Annotated in this window: 21 protein-coding genes; 14 read left to right on the top strand and 7 right to left on the bottom strand. The window is 38.4% G+C overall.

Annotation, left to right across the window (positions count from 1 at the left end; genetic code table 11):
* Positions 1-154 precede the first annotated feature (154 nt).
* The 10 genes from C7958_RS10035 (at position 155) to C7958_RS09990 (ending at position 8795) form a co-directional block, all read left to right on the top strand.
* Entirely contained in the window at positions 155-1471 is a 1317-nt protein-coding gene (locus C7958_RS10035; RefSeq protein WP_111572542.1) for an IS91 family transposase, read from the top strand.
* Positions 1395-1628 (top strand): hypothetical protein, encoded by a 234-nt coding sequence (locus C7958_RS10030; protein WP_111572541.1) that lies wholly within the window; start codon positions 1395-1397, stop codon positions 1626-1628. The genes C7958_RS10035 and C7958_RS10030 overlap by 77 nt, the downstream gene beginning before the upstream one ends.
* A gap of 236 nt (positions 1629-1864) precedes the next feature.
* On the top strand, positions 1865-2500 hold the full coding sequence (locus tag C7958_RS10025) for a TetR/AcrR family transcriptional regulator (RefSeq protein WP_111572544.1): 636 nt from the start codon (positions 1865-1867) through the stop codon (positions 2498-2500).
* Complete coding sequence (locus C7958_RS10020; protein WP_111572540.1) at positions 2491-3180, top strand: ABC transporter ATP-binding protein; 690 nt, start codon at positions 2491-2493, stop codon at positions 3178-3180. Before C7958_RS10025 ends, C7958_RS10020 begins: the two co-directional genes overlap by 10 nt.
* Before the next feature lie 2 nt (positions 3181-3182).
* Positions 3183-4418 carry an ABC transporter permease gene (locus C7958_RS10015; protein WP_111572539.1) on the top strand — a complete coding sequence of 412 codons (1236 nt, stop codon included), beginning with the start codon at positions 3183-3185 and terminating at the stop codon, positions 4416-4418.
* Positions 4419-4430: 12 nt separating this feature from the next.
* Positions 4431-5681: an ABC transporter permease gene (locus C7958_RS10010; RefSeq protein ID WP_111572538.1), complete on the top strand. Its 1251-nt coding sequence runs from the start codon at positions 4431-4433 to the stop codon at positions 5679-5681.
* Positions 5682-5782: 101 nt separating this feature from the next.
* Positions 5783-6559: an outer membrane lipoprotein-sorting protein gene (locus tag C7958_RS10005; RefSeq protein ID WP_111572537.1), complete on the top strand. Its 777-nt coding sequence runs from the start codon at positions 5783-5785 to the stop codon at positions 6557-6559.
* An 82-nt stretch (positions 6560-6641) separates the two neighbouring features.
* Positions 6642-7787: a porin gene (locus C7958_RS10000; protein WP_111572536.1), complete on the top strand. Its 1146-nt coding sequence runs from the start codon at positions 6642-6644 to the stop codon at positions 7785-7787.
* Positions 7788-8044: 257 nt separating this feature from the next.
* Entirely contained in the window at positions 8045-8452 is a 408-nt protein-coding gene (mntA, locus tag C7958_RS09995; RefSeq protein ID WP_111572535.1) for a type VII toxin-antitoxin system MntA family adenylyltransferase antitoxin, read from the top strand.
* Positions 8453-8471: 19 nt separating this feature from the next.
* Positions 8472-8795, top strand: coding sequence for a PspC domain-containing protein (locus C7958_RS09990; protein WP_111572534.1), 324 nt, complete (start codon positions 8472-8474; stop codon positions 8793-8795).
* Positions 8796-8813: 18 nt separating this feature from the next.
* Here the strand turns inward: C7958_RS09990 and hepT are convergent, their stop codons facing one another.
* The 7 genes from hepT to C7958_RS09955 form a co-directional block, all read right to left on the bottom strand.
* Complete coding sequence (gene hepT / locus C7958_RS09985) at positions 8814-9236, bottom strand: type VII toxin-antitoxin system HepT family RNase toxin (RefSeq protein ID WP_166668518.1); 423 nt, start codon at positions 9234-9236, stop codon at positions 8814-8816.
* 67 nt (positions 9237-9303) lie between these two features.
* The gene (locus tag C7958_RS09980; protein ID WP_111572532.1) at positions 9304-9498 is read right to left on the bottom strand and encodes a hypothetical protein; all 195 of its coding nucleotides are present in this window, start codon (positions 9496-9498) and stop codon (positions 9304-9306) included.
* The gene (locus C7958_RS09975) at positions 9491-10873 is read right to left on the bottom strand and encodes a replicative DNA helicase (RefSeq protein WP_111572531.1); all 1383 of its coding nucleotides are present in this window, start codon (positions 10871-10873) and stop codon (positions 9491-9493) included. The genes C7958_RS09980 and C7958_RS09975 overlap by 8 nt, the downstream gene beginning before the upstream one ends.
* Positions 10874-10875: 2 nt before the next feature.
* Positions 10876-11898 (bottom strand): ATP-binding protein, encoded by a 1023-nt coding sequence (locus C7958_RS09970; protein ID WP_111572530.1) that lies wholly within the window; start codon positions 11896-11898, stop codon positions 10876-10878.
* Positions 11899-11975: 77 nt separating this feature from the next.
* Entirely contained in the window at positions 11976-13097 is a 1122-nt protein-coding gene (locus tag C7958_RS09965; protein ID WP_111572529.1) for a DnaD domain protein, read from the bottom strand.
* On the bottom strand, positions 13094-13594 hold the full coding sequence (locus tag C7958_RS09960) for a DnaJ domain-containing protein (RefSeq protein ID WP_111572528.1): 501 nt from the start codon (positions 13592-13594) through the stop codon (positions 13094-13096). The genes C7958_RS09965 and C7958_RS09960 overlap by 4 nt, the downstream gene beginning before the upstream one ends.
* 4 nt (positions 13595-13598) lie before the next feature.
* Positions 13599-14429: a sialate O-acetylesterase gene (locus tag C7958_RS09955; protein WP_111572527.1), complete on the bottom strand. Its 831-nt coding sequence runs from the start codon at positions 14427-14429 to the stop codon at positions 13599-13601.
* Between the two features lie 535 nt (positions 14430-14964).
* On the opposite strand from C7958_RS09955, the gene purB reads away from it, so the two are divergent.
* The 4 genes from purB (at position 14965) to cysE (ending at position 19995) form a co-directional block, all read left to right on the top strand.
* Positions 14965-16260, top strand: coding sequence for an adenylosuccinate lyase (gene purB / locus C7958_RS09950; RefSeq protein ID WP_111572526.1), 1296 nt, complete (start codon positions 14965-14967; stop codon positions 16258-16260).
* A 297-nt stretch (positions 16261-16557) separates the two neighbouring features.
* On the top strand, positions 16558-17829 hold the full coding sequence (locus C7958_RS09945; protein WP_111572525.1) for an adenylosuccinate synthase: 1272 nt from the start codon (positions 16558-16560) through the stop codon (positions 17827-17829).
* Positions 17830-17852: 23 nt separating this feature from the next.
* Positions 17853-19151, top strand: coding sequence for a phosphoribosylamine--glycine ligase (gene purD / locus C7958_RS09940; RefSeq protein ID WP_111572524.1), 1299 nt, complete (start codon positions 17853-17855; stop codon positions 19149-19151).
* Between the two features lie 187 nt (positions 19152-19338).
* Entirely contained in the window at positions 19339-19995 is a 657-nt protein-coding gene (gene cysE, locus C7958_RS09935; RefSeq protein WP_111572523.1) for a serine O-acetyltransferase, read from the top strand.
* Positions 19996-20069: the final 74 nt, after the last annotated feature.

Below are 20069 nucleotides of genomic sequence, written 5' to 3'. Positions count from 1 at the left end.
AATGAAGTTTAAATACACATTTGAAAGATAAATCCCTACTAAAGAAATATTAATTAACTTCTATAGTAGGGTGGCCGTCAGGCCATTTTGTTCTTATATAGGAAATTATGCTTTTGCAGGAATGTGGATAACTTTGTAGAATGATAAAAATATTATGAGCTCAAAACAAAGAGGAAAACACATTAAAATTAAAACAATATTGAATGACCATTGGGAAGAGTTTAAGATTAAACATCTTCCAGGTAGAGTGCCTGCTGATATGTTAAACCATGTAATTGATCAGGTAGAAAAGTCAATGAAATGTGGTAATCCAGAAAATGGTTATGCTAAATATAAATGCCTGGACTGTGGTGAAGAGCATATTGTCAGCTTCAGCTGTAAAAGTAGGTTCTGCTCTAGATGTGGTAAAGTTTATGTAGATAAATGGGTAGACAAACAGGTTGATATGATCTTAGATGTCAGCCATAGACACATGGTATTTACTGTTCCAGAAGAATTAAGAGGATATATTTATTGGCAGAAAGATATCATAAAAGAATTAAGTAATAAAGTGGCAGAATTAATTCAGCGATATATAGATAAAAAAGGTAAAATTCATAAATATGAAGCTGGAATAATAACAGTAGTTCATACATTTGGCCGTGATATGAGCTTTAATCCTCATGTGCATGCATTAATAGCAGAAGGCGCATTAGATAAGTATCATCAGTGGAGTAAAGTAGGATATTTTTCCTACAAATACTTAAGAAAAGCATGGCAGAAAGTGCTTTTAGACATTTTTAAAGAAAGATTTCCAGATAACCAAAAGGTTCAAAATCTGATTAGATATTTCTACAGAAGATACAAAGAAGGTTTTTATGTCAATGCAGAAAGTAGAATGAATAGTGCTCGAGGAGCAGCAAAATACATAGGAAGATATTTAGCCAGACCAGCTATTGCAGAATATAGAATTTTAGAGTATGATGGGAAAAAGGTAAGGTTCTGGTATGAAGATCATAAAACAAAAAAGAGAGTGGAATTAGAGCTATCAGCCATGAAATTTATTGGCAGAATAATAATGCATATTCCACCTAAATATTTTAAGATGACCAGACGATATGGGCTCTACAGAAGAGGCTACAACAAAAGAGTAAAAAAGATAGTAGCTCTGTGGAAATACATGAAAAGAAGACAATTAAGACTAATCATGCACCATAAAATAACCATATCATTAAGCTGGAGAGAAAGAATGATAAAAAGTTTTGGTAAAGATCCAGTCAGATGTAAAAATTGTGGTGAAGAAATGGTCTTGTATGAGATTTGGCATCCATTATATGATTTTCTATATCATATAGAACATACCGATGATAGTGGAAGATATATTAAAAGCAATAGTTGGGAGGTTGATCCAAGATATGAAAGAAAAAAACTGGCAAGAAAATATGGAGATCCCATTCCATTCCCCGGAAGACACAGACAAAGAGTGGTATAAATATGAATGTCCTAAGTGTGGGGAGGAAGATGAAGTTCCAGGTTATGTAATAGATGAGTTTGCAATGGGAAAATATTTGAAAGAAGGAGAAATGCCAGGAGTGGCATGTCCTGAATGTGGTGCGGAAATGAAGTTTAAATACACATTTGAAAGATAAAACCCTACTAAAGAAATATTAATTAACTTCTATAGTAGGGTGGCCGTCAGGCCATTTTGTTCTGTGCTCTGAATTCAGGAAGGAAGCCCTCTAACTTTTAACTAATAATTTTATTTTTTTTAAAAAAAGAGTTGACAAAGGAAAATTAAAAGAATATAATGTGACTACAAAGTCACATGACCTCAAAGTCATATTATTTCAGAAAATTTATTTTAATAAAAAAAGAAGGTGAGTTAATGCCCAAACAGACTTTTTTCAATCTGAACGAAACAAAACAGCAGCGGATTATTGATGCAGCAACAGAAGAGTTTGCTGCCTATCCCTATTTAAAAACAAGTATCAATCGAATCATTGAGCAGGCAGATATCTCAAAAGGAAGTTTTTATCAATATTTTAACAATAAAAAAGATCTTTATAAATATATTATTGGTCAGGCATCAGATATTAAGATTGAATTTGTGAGGCGGAAACTGCAGGACTATCAGAAGCTAGATTTTTTTGAGCTTTTAAGAAAAGTTTTTATTGCTAGAATTCAATTCAAAAGAGAATATCCATTATTTTCTGAAATCGGGGATCAACTTTTAAATAGCAATAATGAAAGTCTCAAAAAAGAAGTCTATTCTGACAACCGTCCAAGGGGTAATCAATTATTTGAACAGCTCTTAGAAGAGGCTGTCAAAAAAGAAGAAGTTGATCCAGAGATTGATATTAAATTCACAGCATTTATGCTGACTGATTTTTTAATTAGTATTGTAAACTATTTTTTCGAAAACCATGATCCCAATAATTTAGATGAGATTATGGAATATGTTGATAAAATGATCTATATCATAAAAAATGGTATAGTAAGGGGGAGAGAAAAATGTCACTAATTAAGTTAAGAGGATTGGAAAAGACTTACCAGCAGGGTAAAATTGCTGTTCCGGCACTGAGAGGCATAGACTTAGAAATTGAATCAGGGGAATTCACAACTATTTTTGGACCATCTGGTTCTGGAAAAACTACTTTACTTAATATGATTGGCTGTCTTGATAAGTCAACAGCCGGAGAAATCATTTTTGATGAACACTCCATTAATGACTTAAATAATAAAGAACTGGCTGAGGTAAGGCGCTATAATCTGGGCTTTATTTTTCAGAGTTATAATCTAATCCCAGTTTTAACAGCTTTTGAAAATGTAGAATTTGCAATTCGACTGATTGAAAAACACAGCAAAAAAGAAAGAAGAGATAGAGTAATGTCTCTGCTGGAGGAAGTTGGACTTGGCGAGATGGCTAACCGCAGGCCAAATGAACTTTCGGGAGGCCAGAAACAGCGGGTGGCAATTGCCAGGGCTTTAATTAAAGAGCCCAAACTGGTGCTGGCTGATGAACCAACTGCAAACCTTGATTCGGAAACAAGTCAGGAAGTTCTGGAACTGATGAAAGAGATGAATAGAGAGTCAAATACAACCTTTATTTTTTCAACTCATGACCCTCAGGTAATGGATTATGCCCGGCGTTTGATTGAAATCAAGGACGGAAAAATTACTAACGATCAGAGGAGGGATTAGTCATGTTTTTTCTGAAAATGGCGATTAAAAATTTAAGCCGCCACAAAAGAAGGACAGTGATTACTGCTCTGATAATTGCCTTTGCAATTTTAATCTATATTCTAACTGAAGGCTTAATGATCGGGATGACTGAAATGTCATTTGATAATATAATAAATTTAGAGAGCGGTCATCTGCAGGTAGCCAATCAGGACTACTGGGATGATCGAAGAGAACTGCCGCTCAGAGATTTAATTAGACCTTCAGCAGCAGTAGAATCTGAACTGAAACAAACTGAGGGATTTGTGGACTTAACAAAAAGGCTTAATTTTTCAGTTAACTTAAATAATGGCATAGATGAACTGCCGGTAACCGGGGTTGGAATTGAACCAGGACAGGACAGTCAGGTTTTTGAACTGGAGCAGCATCTGGTGGAAGGTAGAATGCCCGAAGCTGACAGCAGTGAGATTATTATGGGGGCAAAGCTGGCTGAGCTGATGGATTTTAGTCTGGGAGATTTTGCGATTATGCTGATCAGGACTGAGGAGAAAACTTTTAATACCATTGATGGAGAAATAGTTGGTTTATTTAATACTCCTCATCCCAGTCTAAATGAAAGTAATATTTTTAGTTCTCTTTCCACAGCCCAGCAGAGATTAAATGTTGAAGATAAAATTAGTCATTATGTGCTCAGACTTGAAGATCAGGATCAGGCAGTAAATGCAGCTGCCAGCCTCACCGGGAGGCTCGAGGGGGAGCTTAATGCTTATTCCTGGCGTGATGCTGCAGAGAGTCTGGTCACCATGCTGGAAATGCAGGAAATTGAAACCCAGGTAATTCTGGCAATAATTTTAACTATGGCTGCAGTCGGAATTGTAAATACTGTAATTCTATCTGCTTTAGAGAGAATGGAAGAAATCGGAATGATGAAGGCCCTGGGTATGCATCAGCGCGAGATTGTATATACTTTTATGGGAGAAGCAGCTGGAATCGGAATCATTGGTGGAGTAATGGGGATAATCATGGGTTCATTAGGACTCTGGATTTTTAATCTTAATGGAATTGACATGTCCGCTCTTACCGGAGGAGGAGATATCAATTATGGTTTTCCTTTAAGCGGCACAATTTATGCCGGCTGGGAAATTTCTTCTTTTATTTTTGTCTTTGTCTATGGTGTTTTCGTTTCGATACTGGCAAGTATTTTTCCTGCTTTATGGGCAGCACGAAAAGATCCGGTAAAAGCAATTTATCACCGCTAAGGGGGTTGGGAAATGAAATTTTTAATGAATATTGCTTTCAAAAATATGTTTAGAAATAAATTAAGAACGATAGTTTCTATCCTGGCTATTGCCTTTGCAGTGATGGTAATTGTTTTTACCAGGGGATTAATAGATGGGATGGTTGCTGATACTTATGAACTCTATATTCACTATGATACAGGCCATATCAAAATAATAGATGAGGAATATGCGCAGAAAGAAAGGCTGCTTTCTCTAAATTATACTGTTAATGGAATTGGAGATAAGTCGCTGACAGAGATGCAGTCTGATTTAGAAGAACTACAGGGAATAGAAATGGTGATTCCCCGGCTTAAATTTGGGGCAGCAGTCAGTACAGAGGAAGAGCTGGTCCAGATGCTGGCCTGGGGAGTTAACAGCGAAAAAGAACTGGCCTTTACCAATCTGGCTCGGGAATTGAGTCAGGGACGAATGGTAGAAGCCGGCAACAGAGAAGTTGTAATGGGTACCAGACTTCTGGAAAAAATCAACCGCAGTGTCGGCGAAAAGGTTACAATGGTTTATACAACTGCTTTCAGCTCTTTTCAGGGGGCAACTTTTGAGATAGTTGGAGAAATTACAAGCAACTTACCATTATTAAATGAAGATGTAGTTTTTATGCCGATTGATACAGCAAGGCAGCTCCTTTACCTGGAAGAGGAAAGTACTGAACTACTGCTGGTTGGTGAAAACCGAGATCAGGCTGAAACATACCTGCCGGCTGTCCAGAATTATTTAGAACAAAATGGAGGCGAGAAATATCTGGCTCAGAGCTGGCGGGGTGGCAGCAGTTTTATTCAGCTTCTGGAAGTCAGTGAGACAATCTATAATTTTGTTTATCTATTCTTAGTCCTATTGGCTTCGATAGTTGTAATTAATACTCTGGTGATGATAGTTAAAGAAAGAACTCAGGAAATCGGAATGATGAGTGCTCTTGGTTTAAAAAGCAGTGAGATTATGCAGCTTTTTATTTTAGAAGGTACTGCAATGGCTCTGATTGGAAGTCTTGCCGGAGCAATTGGTGGAGGCATAATTAATTATTATCTGGCAGGGGTAGGTTTTGATTACAGTGCTGCTTTTCAGGATGTAGATATTTTAATGAATCCAATTATTTATCCTACTTCTAAAGTGGAGCATATGCTCTTTGGCTTTGCTATTGGCGTTGTAGTAACTACCATAACAGCAATTATTCCGGCCAGACGGGCAGCAAAATTAGAACCAACGGAAGCCTTAAGAGAAATTTAAGTAATTCAAATGATAAAGTGCCGGAGTAAATTATAAAGTGTGGAGACTACTATAAAAACTAAGATTGTTTTGATAAACTTAAATTGAAGAGGAGTGATATTATGTTTAAAGCAAAAGTAAATAAACAAAAACTGATTTTTTTCTCAACTGCGGCCGTTTTGATGCTCCTATTATTATCTTTTAATTCGGCTCTGCTGGCCCAGGATCTGACTGCAGATGAGATAATCAACCGCAGGGATGAAAATGAATATGTGATTACAGCTTATTCGGAAGCAGAAATGATTATAAAAAACAGCGGCAGAACTCAAACTAAAACGATGCGCAGCTGGCAGGATGGAGATAACGCTCTGGCAGAATTTACAAATCCCAGAGACAGAGGAACCAGGTTTTTAAAAAGAGATGATGATCTCTGGATGTTTTTCCCCCAGGCAGAAGACCTGGTTAAAATTTCAGGTCATATGCTGGAACAGGGAATGATGGGCAGCGATTTTTCCTATCAGGATATGTTGGAATCTGATAAATTAACTGAGCTCTATGATTTTGAACTTCTGGGTGAAGAAGAATACGAAGGCCGTCCGGCCTATAAACTGGAAGGAGTTAAGGTTCCAGGTAAAGAAGTAAGCTATTACCGCCGGGTTGTCTGGATTGACCGGGAGAGATTTGTCGGTCTAAAGGAAGAATTATATGCAGAAAGCGGCAGGTTGTTAAAGGTAGCCACCGTTTTAAATGTGGAAGAGATTGAAGGCCGCTGGTATCCAACCAGAATGATTATGGAAAATAAGCTGCGCCAGAATACAAGTACTGAATTTATAGTAAATGAGATTCAATTTGAGCCTGAGCTGCCCGAAGATATCTTCACCCTGGAGCGTCTGCGTTAGGTTCTGTGCTGAAGATTTTGAACTCTGGATTATCCCGATTATCTAAACTAACTCGGCTAAAAATGTTAGGTGGTGGAATACAATGAGTCATTTCTGGAAAAAAGACAGATTAAAACTGCATTTAAAATCACGAAAAAATAATTTTGGGTTGGAGTTAAAATTTGCCCTGACAGCTCTGATATTTATGTTTCTGGTTTTGATGCTGGCCCCATCTTCGCTGGCAGCCGATATTGGTGGTCAGGCAAGTTTGATCAGCAATTTGAGTTATTCTGATTCGGAACTTGATAACTCTCTGGCAGCAGAATTAGAACTGGAGTGGTTTTTGCCTTATGATTTTCCTCTTGATATTCAAAACCGGGCTGTGATTAGCCTGGATGAGGCAGCTGAGGATAAAGTTGATCTCTGGTTCAAAAAGTTATATTTAAGACAGGAGCTGGGACCATTTACGGCAAAGTTAGGGCGTCAGCCGGTTTCCTGGGCTTATGGGGCTCTAATTAATCCGGTTGATTACACCCTTGGCGCAGAAAATTTGGAAGAAGAAAGCAGAGCGAAATTTGTGGACGGAGTAGAATTATATTATCCAATTAACTGGGGCAGTGGGCTGACTTTTGTGGCAACTGATGTGGAAGGAAAAGACCATAAATGGGCTTTAAGAGGTCGGACTACATTTAGAGGCTATGATTTAACTGCCAGTTATGTGCGGACCCCTGTGCCTGCCAGTACTGACTTTGAACGTTACGGACTGACAGCAAAAGGTGATTTAGGTCCGGTGGGAGTTTATGGAGCTTACGGACTCTGGCAGAATGAAGAGATTGACTATGATATTTATCAGCTGGGTACAGACTACAGTTATAATTTTCTGGCCGGAAGCCAGCTTTATCTGCAGGGTGAGTATTTGAGACTGGAAGGAGTAGAGGGAGATATTTCTTCTTTTGATTTTTTCAATCTCGGAGCAGCTGCAGATACTGGAAGTACTTCTAATCTGGAAAATAATTTAGATTTTTTCAATACAAATATCAGTTATGAGATCGATGAGTTTTCTTCTATCGGAATTATGACAGTCAGTTATCTTGATGACGGCAGTACAATTTTCATTCCCAATTATACCTATTTATTCGGGAGTAATCTGCAGCTTGAACTCAGGGGAAGCATTGCTGCTGGCGCCGAAGAAGAGATGCTCGGTGGAGATGCAAAGGGTCTCGAAATAACTTTAAGCTATACTTTTTAACCTGCCCGTACCGTTTACCGAACCATAAACTTCCAAAAAATAGGTCTACTCTCTATTGTAATTGCTCAAATTCAGTTAACAGTGAACAGTCTCTTAAATCAGATTTCTTAATTAATTGAGATTAAATATAAAAATTTACTGTTAATTAGTTTCAATTTGTTTTATAATTATATAAAGAAGATTTCTAATCTGAAAATTATCCAATAACACCCATTTAAAAGTTTGATTTTTAATTTAATTGTTGAGGAGCTGATATAATGGATCAGCAAATAATCGATAAGATAAATAATATCGCAAAAGAATATAAGTTTATTCAGGCTGTCTATCTTTTTGGCTCTCAGGCCCGTGATAAAGCTGATCAAAATAGCGATATAGATATTGCAGTTCTTTTAGAAGCTGATTATAGCGAAAAAAGTGGAGAAATTAAAATTAAATTATACGAGGAATTTATAAAAGAGGGACTTGATAATATCGACTTAGTTATTTTAAATCAGGCTTCAGCTCTTTTAAAATATGAAGTTGTTAAGGAAAATTATTTGATCTATAAAAAGAATGACTTTGATGCAGCTTCTTATCAATCTTTAATGATCAGGAAATACCTTGATTTTGAGTATTATTTAAAGAAAAACCAGCAGAAGTTTAAGGAGCGAATTTTAAATGGTTAAAAGAAAGAGGTGAAGAAAAATGAAAAAACTTTATCGTTCCCGTGATGATCGAAAAATTGGTGGTGTCTGTGGTGGTATTGCAGAATATTTTGATTGGGATCCAACTCTGGTCCGGGTGGGAGCAGTTGTTTTCACTGTTCTCTGGGGAGCAGGATTCTGGGCCTATATCATAGCCTGGGCCATCATTCCCGAAAGACCAGCCCATATCGATGTTGACTATGATGTTAGTTCTGAGCCGGTGCACGAAGATCAGCAAAAAGATCAGGAAAAAAATAAAACGAATTCTGGCCCGGATAACAGCAATAATGATAATGGTGATCAGCAAAAATATTATGATATTTAGCAATAAAAAAGCTCCAGCTTAGCGGCTGGAGTTTTCAATGTTTTTGAGGTATTTTTCAATTTTCCTAATATATTTTTTGTAACTCTCAATTGTTTTTTGGATGCTTTTGTAAACAATTTCATCATCTATTTCCTCATATTCATAAACCAGGCGATTTCTCAATCCGGCTGAGGGTGCAATTTTTTCAGCAAATTTTTGATCCACTATCTGACAATCACTTAATTTAATAAAAGAAGTGAAATAATCTGCTGGAGGCTTATGGCCTGAACTAACTATCAGATGTCCATTTATATCCGTCGCAGTTTCAACTATCAGCTGGATTAATCTTTCTGCAGTCCGTTTAACAAAAAAATTATCAAGGTAATTTTCCAGTGTATATTGATTAACTTCTTCCAGCTGGTCCAGGTATTCGATCATTTTATTAATTTTTTCTTCTTCCATAAACTGACCTCCTAGCCTACATAATTCGACATAAATCGGGTGGTTCCCGGTACGTGTACGTGTAGCTTTAAAAATCACTTTCCGGGAAAATCTCGTGCAGCCGGGATTTGAATTCAGTGGGAGCAAAGTTCTGATAATTTTCCACCAGCTGCATAACCTCATCCAGCTGCTGATCACTGATTTCACCTTTTTCATTGAGCCGGCGATAAGCATTGGCAAAGGAAAGTACCAGCTTTAAATCCAGACTATCCAGATTATCCATGAGGCATCGTTCCTTCCAGTGAGAGATTTTCGGGATCCACAAAACGGATAAATTCTTCTTCAAAAAAGAGTTTGATCGAGCCTGTTTGTCCTGTACGCTGTTTAGCAATAATTATATCTGTATCACTTTCGGTACCCTCGGCTTCTGCTTCCTCTCGAGCTTTGGCAGAGGTGTGAGCATGACGGTAAAGGAAAATAACACCATCAGCAACCTCCTCAATATTACCGGAGTCTCTTAAGTCCGAGAGAACCGGTCTTTTATCTGTCCGGCTGGTAAAACTACGAGAAATCTGAGAAATCAAAATAACCGGAATATCAAGCTCTGAGGCCAGGTTTCTAAGCTGCAGTACAATTTGACCGACTGCCCGGGCGGTATTCTGTGCATGTTCTTCTGGCAGCTGAATCATCTGCAGGTAATCAATAATTGCCAGATCCATTCCATCCATTTGCGCCTTAAATTTCCGCAGGCGGGCTCTGATCTGGGCGGTATTTAAACCACGTTCATCAGAAATCATTAAGGGCAGCTCATGTAAATTATCTAAAGCTTTGGAAACCCGCTGATCTTCCTCGTCGTTGGTCTCACCCTGAGTATACTTCCAGGCATTGACCTGTGATTCCTGGACTACCATTCTGTCTACAACCTCAGTTGCATCCATCTCAAGCGACATAATGGCTACCTTGGCTTTTCGTTTAAGTACATTTTTGGCGATATTAATTGCAAAGGCGGTTTTCCCCATCGAGGTAGAAGCCGCAATTACTGTCAGGTGACCGCGTTTAAAACCTCCAATTAAATTATCAAGAGAAATAAAGCCTGTGCGCAGACCGACATCAGCCTTTTTGTGCTTGCGGTCCATGTAGTTGGAAAAAGACTCCATTAAAACTTCTTCCATATTATAAATATGTTTTTCTAAGTCATTACTCTCACTTGTTGCCTGAAAAATTATTTCCTGAGCCCGGGCCTGATAGTCATCAATAGTCAGGTCATTGGCTTCAGTTAAATCCCTCAGTTTATTGGAAGCCCTTTTTAAAAGAGAGCGCTGATAATCTTTTTTGATTAAATCAATAGTCGGCTTCAGTTCATCAACTGTATTAAAACCAGAAGTCAGCCGCTCAATAATTTGCTCGGCCTCATCTACAGCATTCTGACTCTGGAGATCGATTAAAAGTTTGGTTCGAGAAATCTGATTGTCCTGCTGATACTGTTTTAAAAGTTGATCAAAAATAATCGAAGCCTGAGGATCCAGAAAATGCTTTACCTCAAGCAGATCAGCAACTTCATCAATCTTGTCCGGATACTGCAGCAGGATGCCTAAAAGCTGGTATTCATTTTTGTTGTAGCGGTCATCTTTTGTTACATTCTGTACTTCATTTGCCATAATCAGGCCTCCTGTTGTTCTTCAATTTTTTTGACTCTAACATTACCTGCAAGTTCTAAATACTTATTCATTTCTAAAAGTCGCTGAAAAATTCGCTCTCCCATTACTGGAAAGCGGTTCTTTAAATTTTTAATTGAATAATTTGTTGATAAAATAATTGGTTTTTCCTCTCTGTAGCGGCGGTCTATAATCTGATAAAGGGTAGAAGAGGCGAATTCGGTTGCCTTTTCAGTTCCCAGATCGTCAATTAAAAGAACCGGTATTTGTTGGACCGTACTCAAAATTTGTTTTTCGTCAGTTTCGGGATTGTTCTGGTTGTAAGTACTTCTAATCTGCTGTAAAAGATCAGAATAAACAATATAGCGGAACTGGATTCCTCTATCAATTAAAGCATTGGCAATACAGCCTAAAAGATAGGATTTTCCGCTCCCAATTGGACCTTCAATAATTAAGCCCCGGCTTAGTCCCTCTGAGTTAAAGCGCTGAACAAAGGTAGAAGCAAGGCTGTAAACTTTTTGAGCATTCTCCCGATAATTCATGCCGCTGTCAGTTACCAGATCAGTTTCGTAATAATTGAGATTGGCATTATTAAAAGTAGCATTCTGCAGATGTCGGGGTAAATTACCATTATGCTGTTTGCGCTGTCTTAAATCATTTTTGGCACAGCTGCAGACTAAATACTGGTTATTGCGGTAAATACGGCCGGTATCATGGCATTTTTCACAGTCCCAGTCCGGTTCCTTATAATCAAGTGGAATCTTATGTTTTTTTAAAAGCTCATGGTAGTGGGCTTCCAGATGATCAATCTCGTTTTTTAATTCTTCCATCGAATTTTTTTCTGTTTCTTCTTTATTAAACAGACCAACTTTTAACATTTTATATTCGCGTTTGAGGGAATTCAAGTAGCTGTATGCCTGCTCAACATCAGGATACTCATTGTGGATTCGGGCTATTCTTTTTTCAGCTTCCATATATTTTTCGCGGGCCTTACCCTGATATTTGTTCGAATTGAATTGAAGTGGCATAATTTTTCCCCTTTCCAAATTTTGTTCCTGTACCGTTTGCACATCCAAAAATTTCCAGGTACCGGGTACCTACCATTTTATTCCTTATATTTATCAAAATCAATAAAAAAGTCTTTCCATTTATAATTACTGTCCTCATTTTTATCATCGGTTTTACTATTTTTAGATTTAGATGCCTTACTTTTCTGCTTTTTATCTTTAGTATCCGAACCAGCCTGATCTCTGCTGTCAGCTTCCGAGGCCTGTCCATCCATTTCTTTCTGCAGCCAGCGGCGAAAATCGGCCAGATTGTTGATTCCGAGCTCTTTGATCGGGTTGATAAAGTTGTCTTCCACATATTTTAAAGAAGGCTGACCATCTCTTTTGCGGCGCACAGCTTCTCTAATTGCAGCCAGAGCCAGTTCTTTGCTTAAAGCCTGTTCCCCGCTGAGCCAGCTCTGAAAAGTTTTGAGCTGAGCTGTATTGGAAGAAAAAGATCTGATTCCATAGGCCCGGGCCAGCTCTCTGGTCTCCCGGTGGAGTTTATCCTGTTCCTGCAGTTTTTCGTAAGTGGTAATTTCCTCCTGATACCAGCTGTCGATAATTGCCTTGAGATAGGCATAAGCTCCCTGCAGGTGGTCACCACCACCCTGGCGTTTGAGCCACTTGTCAACTCTGCGCACCAGTTCCTTGAGCATCTGAGGCTCAAAATCACTGAGCCAGCTTTTAATTTCTTCCCGCCGGTGAATATTCCTGGCTCCAGGCGGTAGAAAAGAAATTAAGGCAGCTGCAATTTCATTTTCAGAAGCAGAATTACTTTTGATCAGCTGCTGTCTGACTTCTGCTCCGGTGCTGGAACTTTCCTGAGCCACCTGGTTTTCCTCATTTTTTGTTAAAACTGCTTCTAAACTTAGAAAACAGCGAAAAAAGTTTTCGCCCTCTGCTGTCTCGCGATTAATAATCCCGGTAGCTGCCAGATTATGGAGAGCGGTTTTTAGTTCTTTAATTCCCATGCCCAGTGCTCCGGCGGCCAGCGGAAGTTCCAATTCTATTTCATTGGCTTCTTTAATGTGAGTTAGAAGATAGAGCAGGACCTTGGTTTGATCCCCGGAAAACTGCCGCAGAAAACCCTTTTCGATTAAACTGTCACCTAAGGTCAAAAGCTGCCTACTTTCGGCTTCACTTAAATCTATAGATTTTTTATAATAATTATGCTTCATTTTTTGGCCCTCCTCGGGGCAAGATCACAAAGTTTGCTATTAGACTTTAACATTTTAATTACGTTATTATTTTCAGCACGAAAAAAAACAGTATTTGCTAATTCCTGTGCTAATTCAATATTTATATTTCCTCTCGGATTAAAAGGAATCCCAAATTCTCTTTTATTAGATTTTAGATGCATAATAATATTACTTAATCTAGGTTTATATTTTTCATATATTTCATTATCTTCTTCATTTATAACCAAATCAGTTTCTTTTTTTAAAAATTCATCTAAATATTCCATTGCATGATTTACTTGTTTAAAGCGATCTGTACTTGAATCTCCCTTATTTTTATCCGGATGTAAATTTGCTAATTTTCTGCGTAATTCTTTTCTTAATTCTTTTGGAGAACTTTTATTTAAATTAAATTCTTTTTTTTTACTCATTACGCAAAAAAATATTATTTTATTTAACTTTAATATCATTAGCAAATTGGAATTTGTTGCTACCATATTCCTACGAAAAAGCCTTCATCAACTCTTCATAGGAAATCCTCCCCAAGGTAAATCTTTCTAGTGCTATATATGTTTTTTCCGCTGAAGTATTCACTCTATTATGACATTTATCCACTAATTCTTTTTCATTTGTTAATGGTTCATATATATGCTTTTTTTTATGATACGCTTCATAGTATCTTATACCAAATATTCTCTGTGACATAGCATTTATATGGATACCGTCTGGGTTAGATGTAAGTCCTTTAGCAGTAACATGATAGCAATTTTCTTTACCCTGTGCATATTTTTGAAGTTCTTCGTTAATGAGTTGATATTCCACACACCCTGCACCAAATCCCACCTTACCCAAATAATCGCCCAAACCACCTATAATAAATGGAATATTAGGTACGGATAATTCTCTTCTTATTTCATTAAAGATTCTTAATATTTTTTCGTAGTATTCTTTGTATTTTCCATCTTGGCTATCACTTTCCCCTTGATGCCATAATATTCCTACCAATTCGCTATCTTCCATTGCAAATTTTGCTTCATTTATTGCGTGACGAAATAATGTTCCATCTATCGACCACTCGTCAATGGAGCTACCACCTTCTGCACATGGAATGAGACCAATCTTTTCTCCCTCATTATCCTTACACCAAGACTCTGCAAATGACGCCGCAAGCCCTATGCCCGCAACTGATCTATCAAAATGAATTGGTTCAGTCATCATTTGCCATCTGCCATTTCGCAACATCATAATTCTTTCATTATAAATCGGAGGTACTTCATATGTAAATCCACGACCTGCCATATTTGATTGTCCAATTAGTAAAAATGATTTCATTTTTCTCTCCTATCTACTAAATATTGATATCAATAAATTAAAATTTGTCTGTTATAAATATATCAGAAAGTTCAATGTGGGGCATGCATTAATTAGAATTAAATTATATATACTCTTTACTTCTGCAATTGATATTATACTATGATACTACCCTTTTACTAGAGGGGGGATGTCATTTAACTTTAATCTATATGAATTAGTTAGAAACTCCATCCAAATATTTTATTTAAATAGGAAATTAACCTTTCAAAATTTAGTACATATTTTTATTATATCAGATTTCAGAGATTTTTTAAGAAAAAATCCAATAAATTTCTCAACTGCAGTTAATAATTATACGTGTTATTGCATCAAAATTCAACAGTAAGCCCGGAGACTTATCTTGACAGCACCCACTGCATCTGCTAATATTAAACTGAAAAAAAGAGAATATCAAAATTATCGGCCTATCAGCAGCTAAACTGCTGAAATAAGCCTAATATTTATTATTAAAGAAAATTAATCTAATTAAGGAAAAAAGAGAGGGAGATTATTTATGCTTTCAAGATACAGCCGGGCAGAGATGGAAAATGTCTGGAGTGAGGAGAGAAAATATGAGAACTGGCTTGAGATTGAAATTGCTATTTTAAAAGCCAGAGCAGAGCTGGGAGAGATTCCAGTCAGTGCAGCTGAGAAAGTTGAGCAGGAAGCGAAGGTAGACCTAAAGCGGATTAAGGAAATAGAAGCCAAAACCCGTCATGATATGATTGCCTTTATTGAGGGGATTTCGGAAAATTTGGGAGCTGAGTCGCGTTTTATCCACGAAGGAGTGACCTCATCTGATATTAAGGATACCGCCCGGGCCATGCAGATGCAGCAGGCCTGTCAGCTGATTCTGAAAGATCTGAAGAAATTAAAGCAGACTCTGGGCCAGAAAGCCCTGGCTGCTAAAGATACAATTATGGTCGGCCGGACCCATGGAGTTCACGCTGAGCCGATTACCTGGGGCCTGAAAATATTAAACTGGTATCAGGAAATAGAGAGGCAGATTACTCGTTTTGAGCAGCTGGAGGAAGTTGTCGCTGTCGGTCAGATTTCCGGTGCTGTCGGTACTTTTGCCACCATTGATCCGGAAGTAGAAAAAAGAGTTTGTGAACTGCTGGGACTTAAAAACGCAAAGGTCAGCTCCCAGATTCTGCAGCGGGACCGCCATGCAGATTTTATTGAGCGAATTGCTCTGGCAGCTGCTTCTATAGAAAAGTTTGCAACTGAAATTAGAAACCTGCAGCGGACTGACATTTTAGAGGTAGAAGAGGGATTCCGCAAGGGACAGAAGGGTTCTTCAGCCATGCCTCATAAAAAGAATCCAATTGTCTGTGAGCGCTTAAGCGGGCTGGCCCGGGTAATCCGCGGCAATGTAGTTCCTGCTTTAGAAAATGTATGTCTCTGGCATGAAAGGGATTTAACCCATTCTTCAGTTGAGAGGGTAATTTTGCCTGACAGTGCAGTTCTGCTGGATTATATGCTGCATAAATTTAAAGGAGTAATGGAAGAACTGGTAGTTAATGAGGATAATATGCAGCTCAATCTCGAAAAAACACTGGGTCTCACCTTTTCTCAGCGTCTGATGCTGGCCCTGGTAGAAAAAGGACTGCGCCGGGAAGAAGCTTATGAGCTGGCCCAGCGAAATGCGATGACAGCCTGGGAAGAAAAGACAGATTACAGAAAGCTGATTTCAGCAGATGAGGAAATAAGTGAATATCTAACTGAAGCAGAACTTGATCAGATTTTTGACTGGCAGGCCTATTTAAAAAATATTGATCAGATTTTTAAACGGACCGGTCTGCTCTAAAAGAGGCTGATTTTAGATAAAGTATGTTGTTGGCTGGGTATTAATTGGTTGAGAATTAACTAGTTTTAAGCCGCTTAAACAGGTGCAGATTAAATTAAAGGATGCACTTCTGGTAAATATTTGTTAAACTATAGTTAAGAGCTAAGAAATGTACAGCTAAAAATTAAATTATTTATTCAGAGTGAATTGCTGACAGATTTATTTCAAATAGCTTACACTATTTTCAAAATATAAACTGATTTTAAGAAGTAGAATTGAGAAGTTTTAAATCAAAGAATATGTGAGGAGAGAAATTAAATGTCTAATAAGATAGTTGTTGGTGCACAGTGGGGAGATGAAGGCAAGGGTAAGATTACTGATATGCTGGCGGAAACTGCTGACCTGGTTGTTCGCTATGGTGGTGGAAACAATGCTGGGCATACAGTTATAGTAGATGATGAGAAATTTGAACTGCATCTAATCCCATCCGGAATTTTATATGAGGATAAAAAATCTGTACTTGGTGGAGGAGTGGTCATTGATCCTGAAGCCATGGTAGAAGAGATGGAAGGTTTAGAAGACAGAGGAATTTCTTTAGCCAATCTTTATATTTCTGAGACTGCCCATGTAATTATGCCCTACCACAGAATGCTTGATGCTCTGGAGGAAAAGCGCAAAGGTGACAGTAAAATTGGAACCACCGGGAAGGGAATTGGCCCCTGCTATACTGACAAAACTGCCCGCCGGGGAATCAGAATTGCAGATCTGCTGGATGAAGGCAGGTTTAGAGCTAAACTGGAAAAAGCACTTGATTATCACAATGTATTATTAGAAAATGTTTATGATGCAAAAACCCTGAAAGTAGAAGAAATTATTAAGGAATATCAACCCTACATAGAAAAGCTGAGCCCCTATGTAACAAATACCTCCCTGCTGCTCAATGAAGCTCATAAGCAGAATCAGAAAATATTTTTTGAAGGAGCTCAGGGAACATTACTCGACATAGATTATGGTACATATCCTTTTGTTACTTCTTCCAATCCAACTGCCGGCGGAGTCTGCACCGGAACTGGAGTCGGACCGACCACTATTGATGATGTGATTGGAGTAACCAAAGCCTATTTAACCAGAGTTGGAGCCGGACCCTTTCCGACCGAACTGGATAATGAATGGGGAGAATATTTAAGGGATAAAGGTCATGAATTTGGTGTGACCACAGGTCGTCCCCGCAGATGCGGCTGGCTGGATATTCCAATTTTAAAACATGCAGTTAGAGTTAACGGCTTAACCGAAATTGCTTTAACCAAAATAGATGTTTTAACCGGGATTGATGAGATCAAGGTTTGTACAGCTTATAAGCACGGGGAGGAAATTGTAGAAGAATTTCCACCTTATCTAGAAAGTGAGATTCCCTATCAGCCGGTTTACGAAAAATGGCCCGGTTGGCAGGAGGACATCACTGGTATTAGAGATTATGACAAGCTGCCCGAAAATGCTAAAAGGTATATAGCAAGAATAGAAGAGTTAATCGGAATTCCGGCCAAAATTATTAGTGTTGGCCCGGGTCGGAAGCAGGCAATTAGAAGATAAATATACGATGAGGAGGATCGGTTATGAAGGTATTAATTGTAGGAGACGGAGGCAGAGAACATGCCTTAGCCTGGAAGCTTTATCAGAGCGAAAATGTAGATAAAATTTTTGCTGCTCCAGGTAATGATGGAATGTTAGAAATCGCAGAACGAGTTGATATAAAAGCAGATAATATAGAAGCTTTAGCAGACTTTGCTCAGGAAAATGGAATCGGAATGACTGTAGTTGGCCCCGAGGAACCGCTGGTAGCAGGAATTGTTGATTATTTTGTCGAGCGGGGACTACCGATCTTCGGACCGAAAAAACAGGCTGCTCTGCTGGAAGGCAGTAAAGCCTTTGCCAAAGAAATACTTGATAAATATAATATACCCACAGGTGAGTATGAGGTCTTTACTGATCCGGACACTGCACTTACTTATCTGGAGAATGCCGAATATCCGCTTGTTGTTAAGGCAAATGGACTGGCAGGAGGTAAGGGAGTAATTGTTGCTTCGAATTACCAGGCTGCACAGGATGCTGTAGCTCGAATTATGGAAGATAAAACCTTTGGTGATGCCGGTGACAGAATTGTAGTTGAAGATTTCATCGAAGGAGAAGATGTTTCAATCTTTGCTCTGACAGATGGTCAGACTATTTTGCCGGTGACCAGCACCAGAGAACATAAAGCTGTATTTGAAGGCGAAGAAGGTCCAAATACAGGTGGAATGGGGTCTTATTCACCTTCACCTTATGTAGATCAGGAAATGATGGACCAGATCTGCCGGGAAATTTTACGGCCTACTCTCCACGCTCTTAACAGTGAGGGTATTGATTACAGAGGAGTCATGCATGTCGGCATCATTTTAACAGAAAATGGCCCGGAAGTAATTGACTATAATGCCCGCTTTGGTGATCCCGAAACTCAGGTTGTTATGCCACTTTTAGCAGAAGATTTGCTGGAGCTGATGCAGATGACAAATGATGTTAAATTGAAATATAAAAAGGAAATTGAAATTTACGGTAGTGACGCAGTCTGCGTGGTTCTTGCTTCTGCAGGTTATCCCTTAACTTATTCGACTGGTTATGAAATTCAGGGATTAGAAAATCTAAAATATCATGATGATTTAATTGTATTTCACTCCGGCACCCGCCTCCGCCTGGAAAACGAAAACTACTTTACTGACGGTGGACGCGTACTGGGAATGACAGTAGTTGGCGAGGGGATATTGAGTGTTATTAATTCAGCTTACGATTACATCGAAGAAGTGAAATTCAAGGATATGCATTACAGAACTGATATCGGATTTACTATCTCAGATGTCCCCCAAGCTCCTGTTGAATAAATAATTCTTGCATTTATCATTTTGAATTAGTATAATAAAGCTGAGTTTAAAACTCGGATTTAGAAACAGGGCCCGGTACGAAATCAACTATTGTATCTGACCCCGAATTTTATAACACCGACCGATATAAAGTGAAAGGTATCTGATACCACTTAACTATTTGTCGATCTTTGGGGGTGTAAAATTAATGTTTAAAAGATTAAAATGCGATGTTAACGCAATTTTTGATAGAGATCCAGCAACTGATAATTTGTTGGAAGTGATTTTAGCCTATTCAGGTCTGCATGCACTGCTGTTTCATCGTTTTTCACACTGGCTGTACAGTAAAGGCCTGAGGACCATTCCCCGTTTGATTTCACAGCTGGCCCGCTTTTTAACGGGAATTGAAATTCATCCAGGTGCAGAGATTGGCTGTGGTTTTTTTATTGATCACGGGATGGGAGTAGTGATTGGAGAAACCACTGAAATTGGCGATAATGTAACCCTTTATCAGGGTGTCACTCTTGGCGGAACTGGTAAAGAAAGAGGCAAACGACATCCCACTATCGGCAATAATGTTGTTATTGGAGCTGGCGCAAAAGTGCTCGGCAGCATTACAATTGGTGATGATGCAAAAATTGGTGCTGGTTCTGTAGTTTTGAAAGATGTAGATGAAAACTCTACAGTTGTCGGTATCCCCGGTAGAGTTGTGACCCGTGATGGCCGCCGAGTTCATCCAGAAAGAGATTTAGCTCATGCCGATTTACCGGATCCAGTTCGCGATCAACTTTTAGAATTAGAAAAAGAATTTACAAAATTAAAGCAGGAAATTTTAAATAAAGATTCATTTGAAGATGCAGGTTAAAATAGATTTAATCTTAATGGCAGTCCCTCCGGGAGCTGTCATTTTTTTCTTGTTGTGATATAATAAAGGTAATA

Source organism: Halanaerobium saccharolyticum (genome assembly GCF_003259895.1).
In the GTDB taxonomy this organism is placed as follows: Bacteria; Bacillota; Halanaerobiia; order Halanaerobiales; family Halanaerobiaceae; genus Halanaerobium; species Halanaerobium saccharolyticum_A.
The sequence above is the reverse complement of the archived record's forward strand: the minus strand, read 5'-3'. Positions and strand labels throughout refer to the sequence as shown.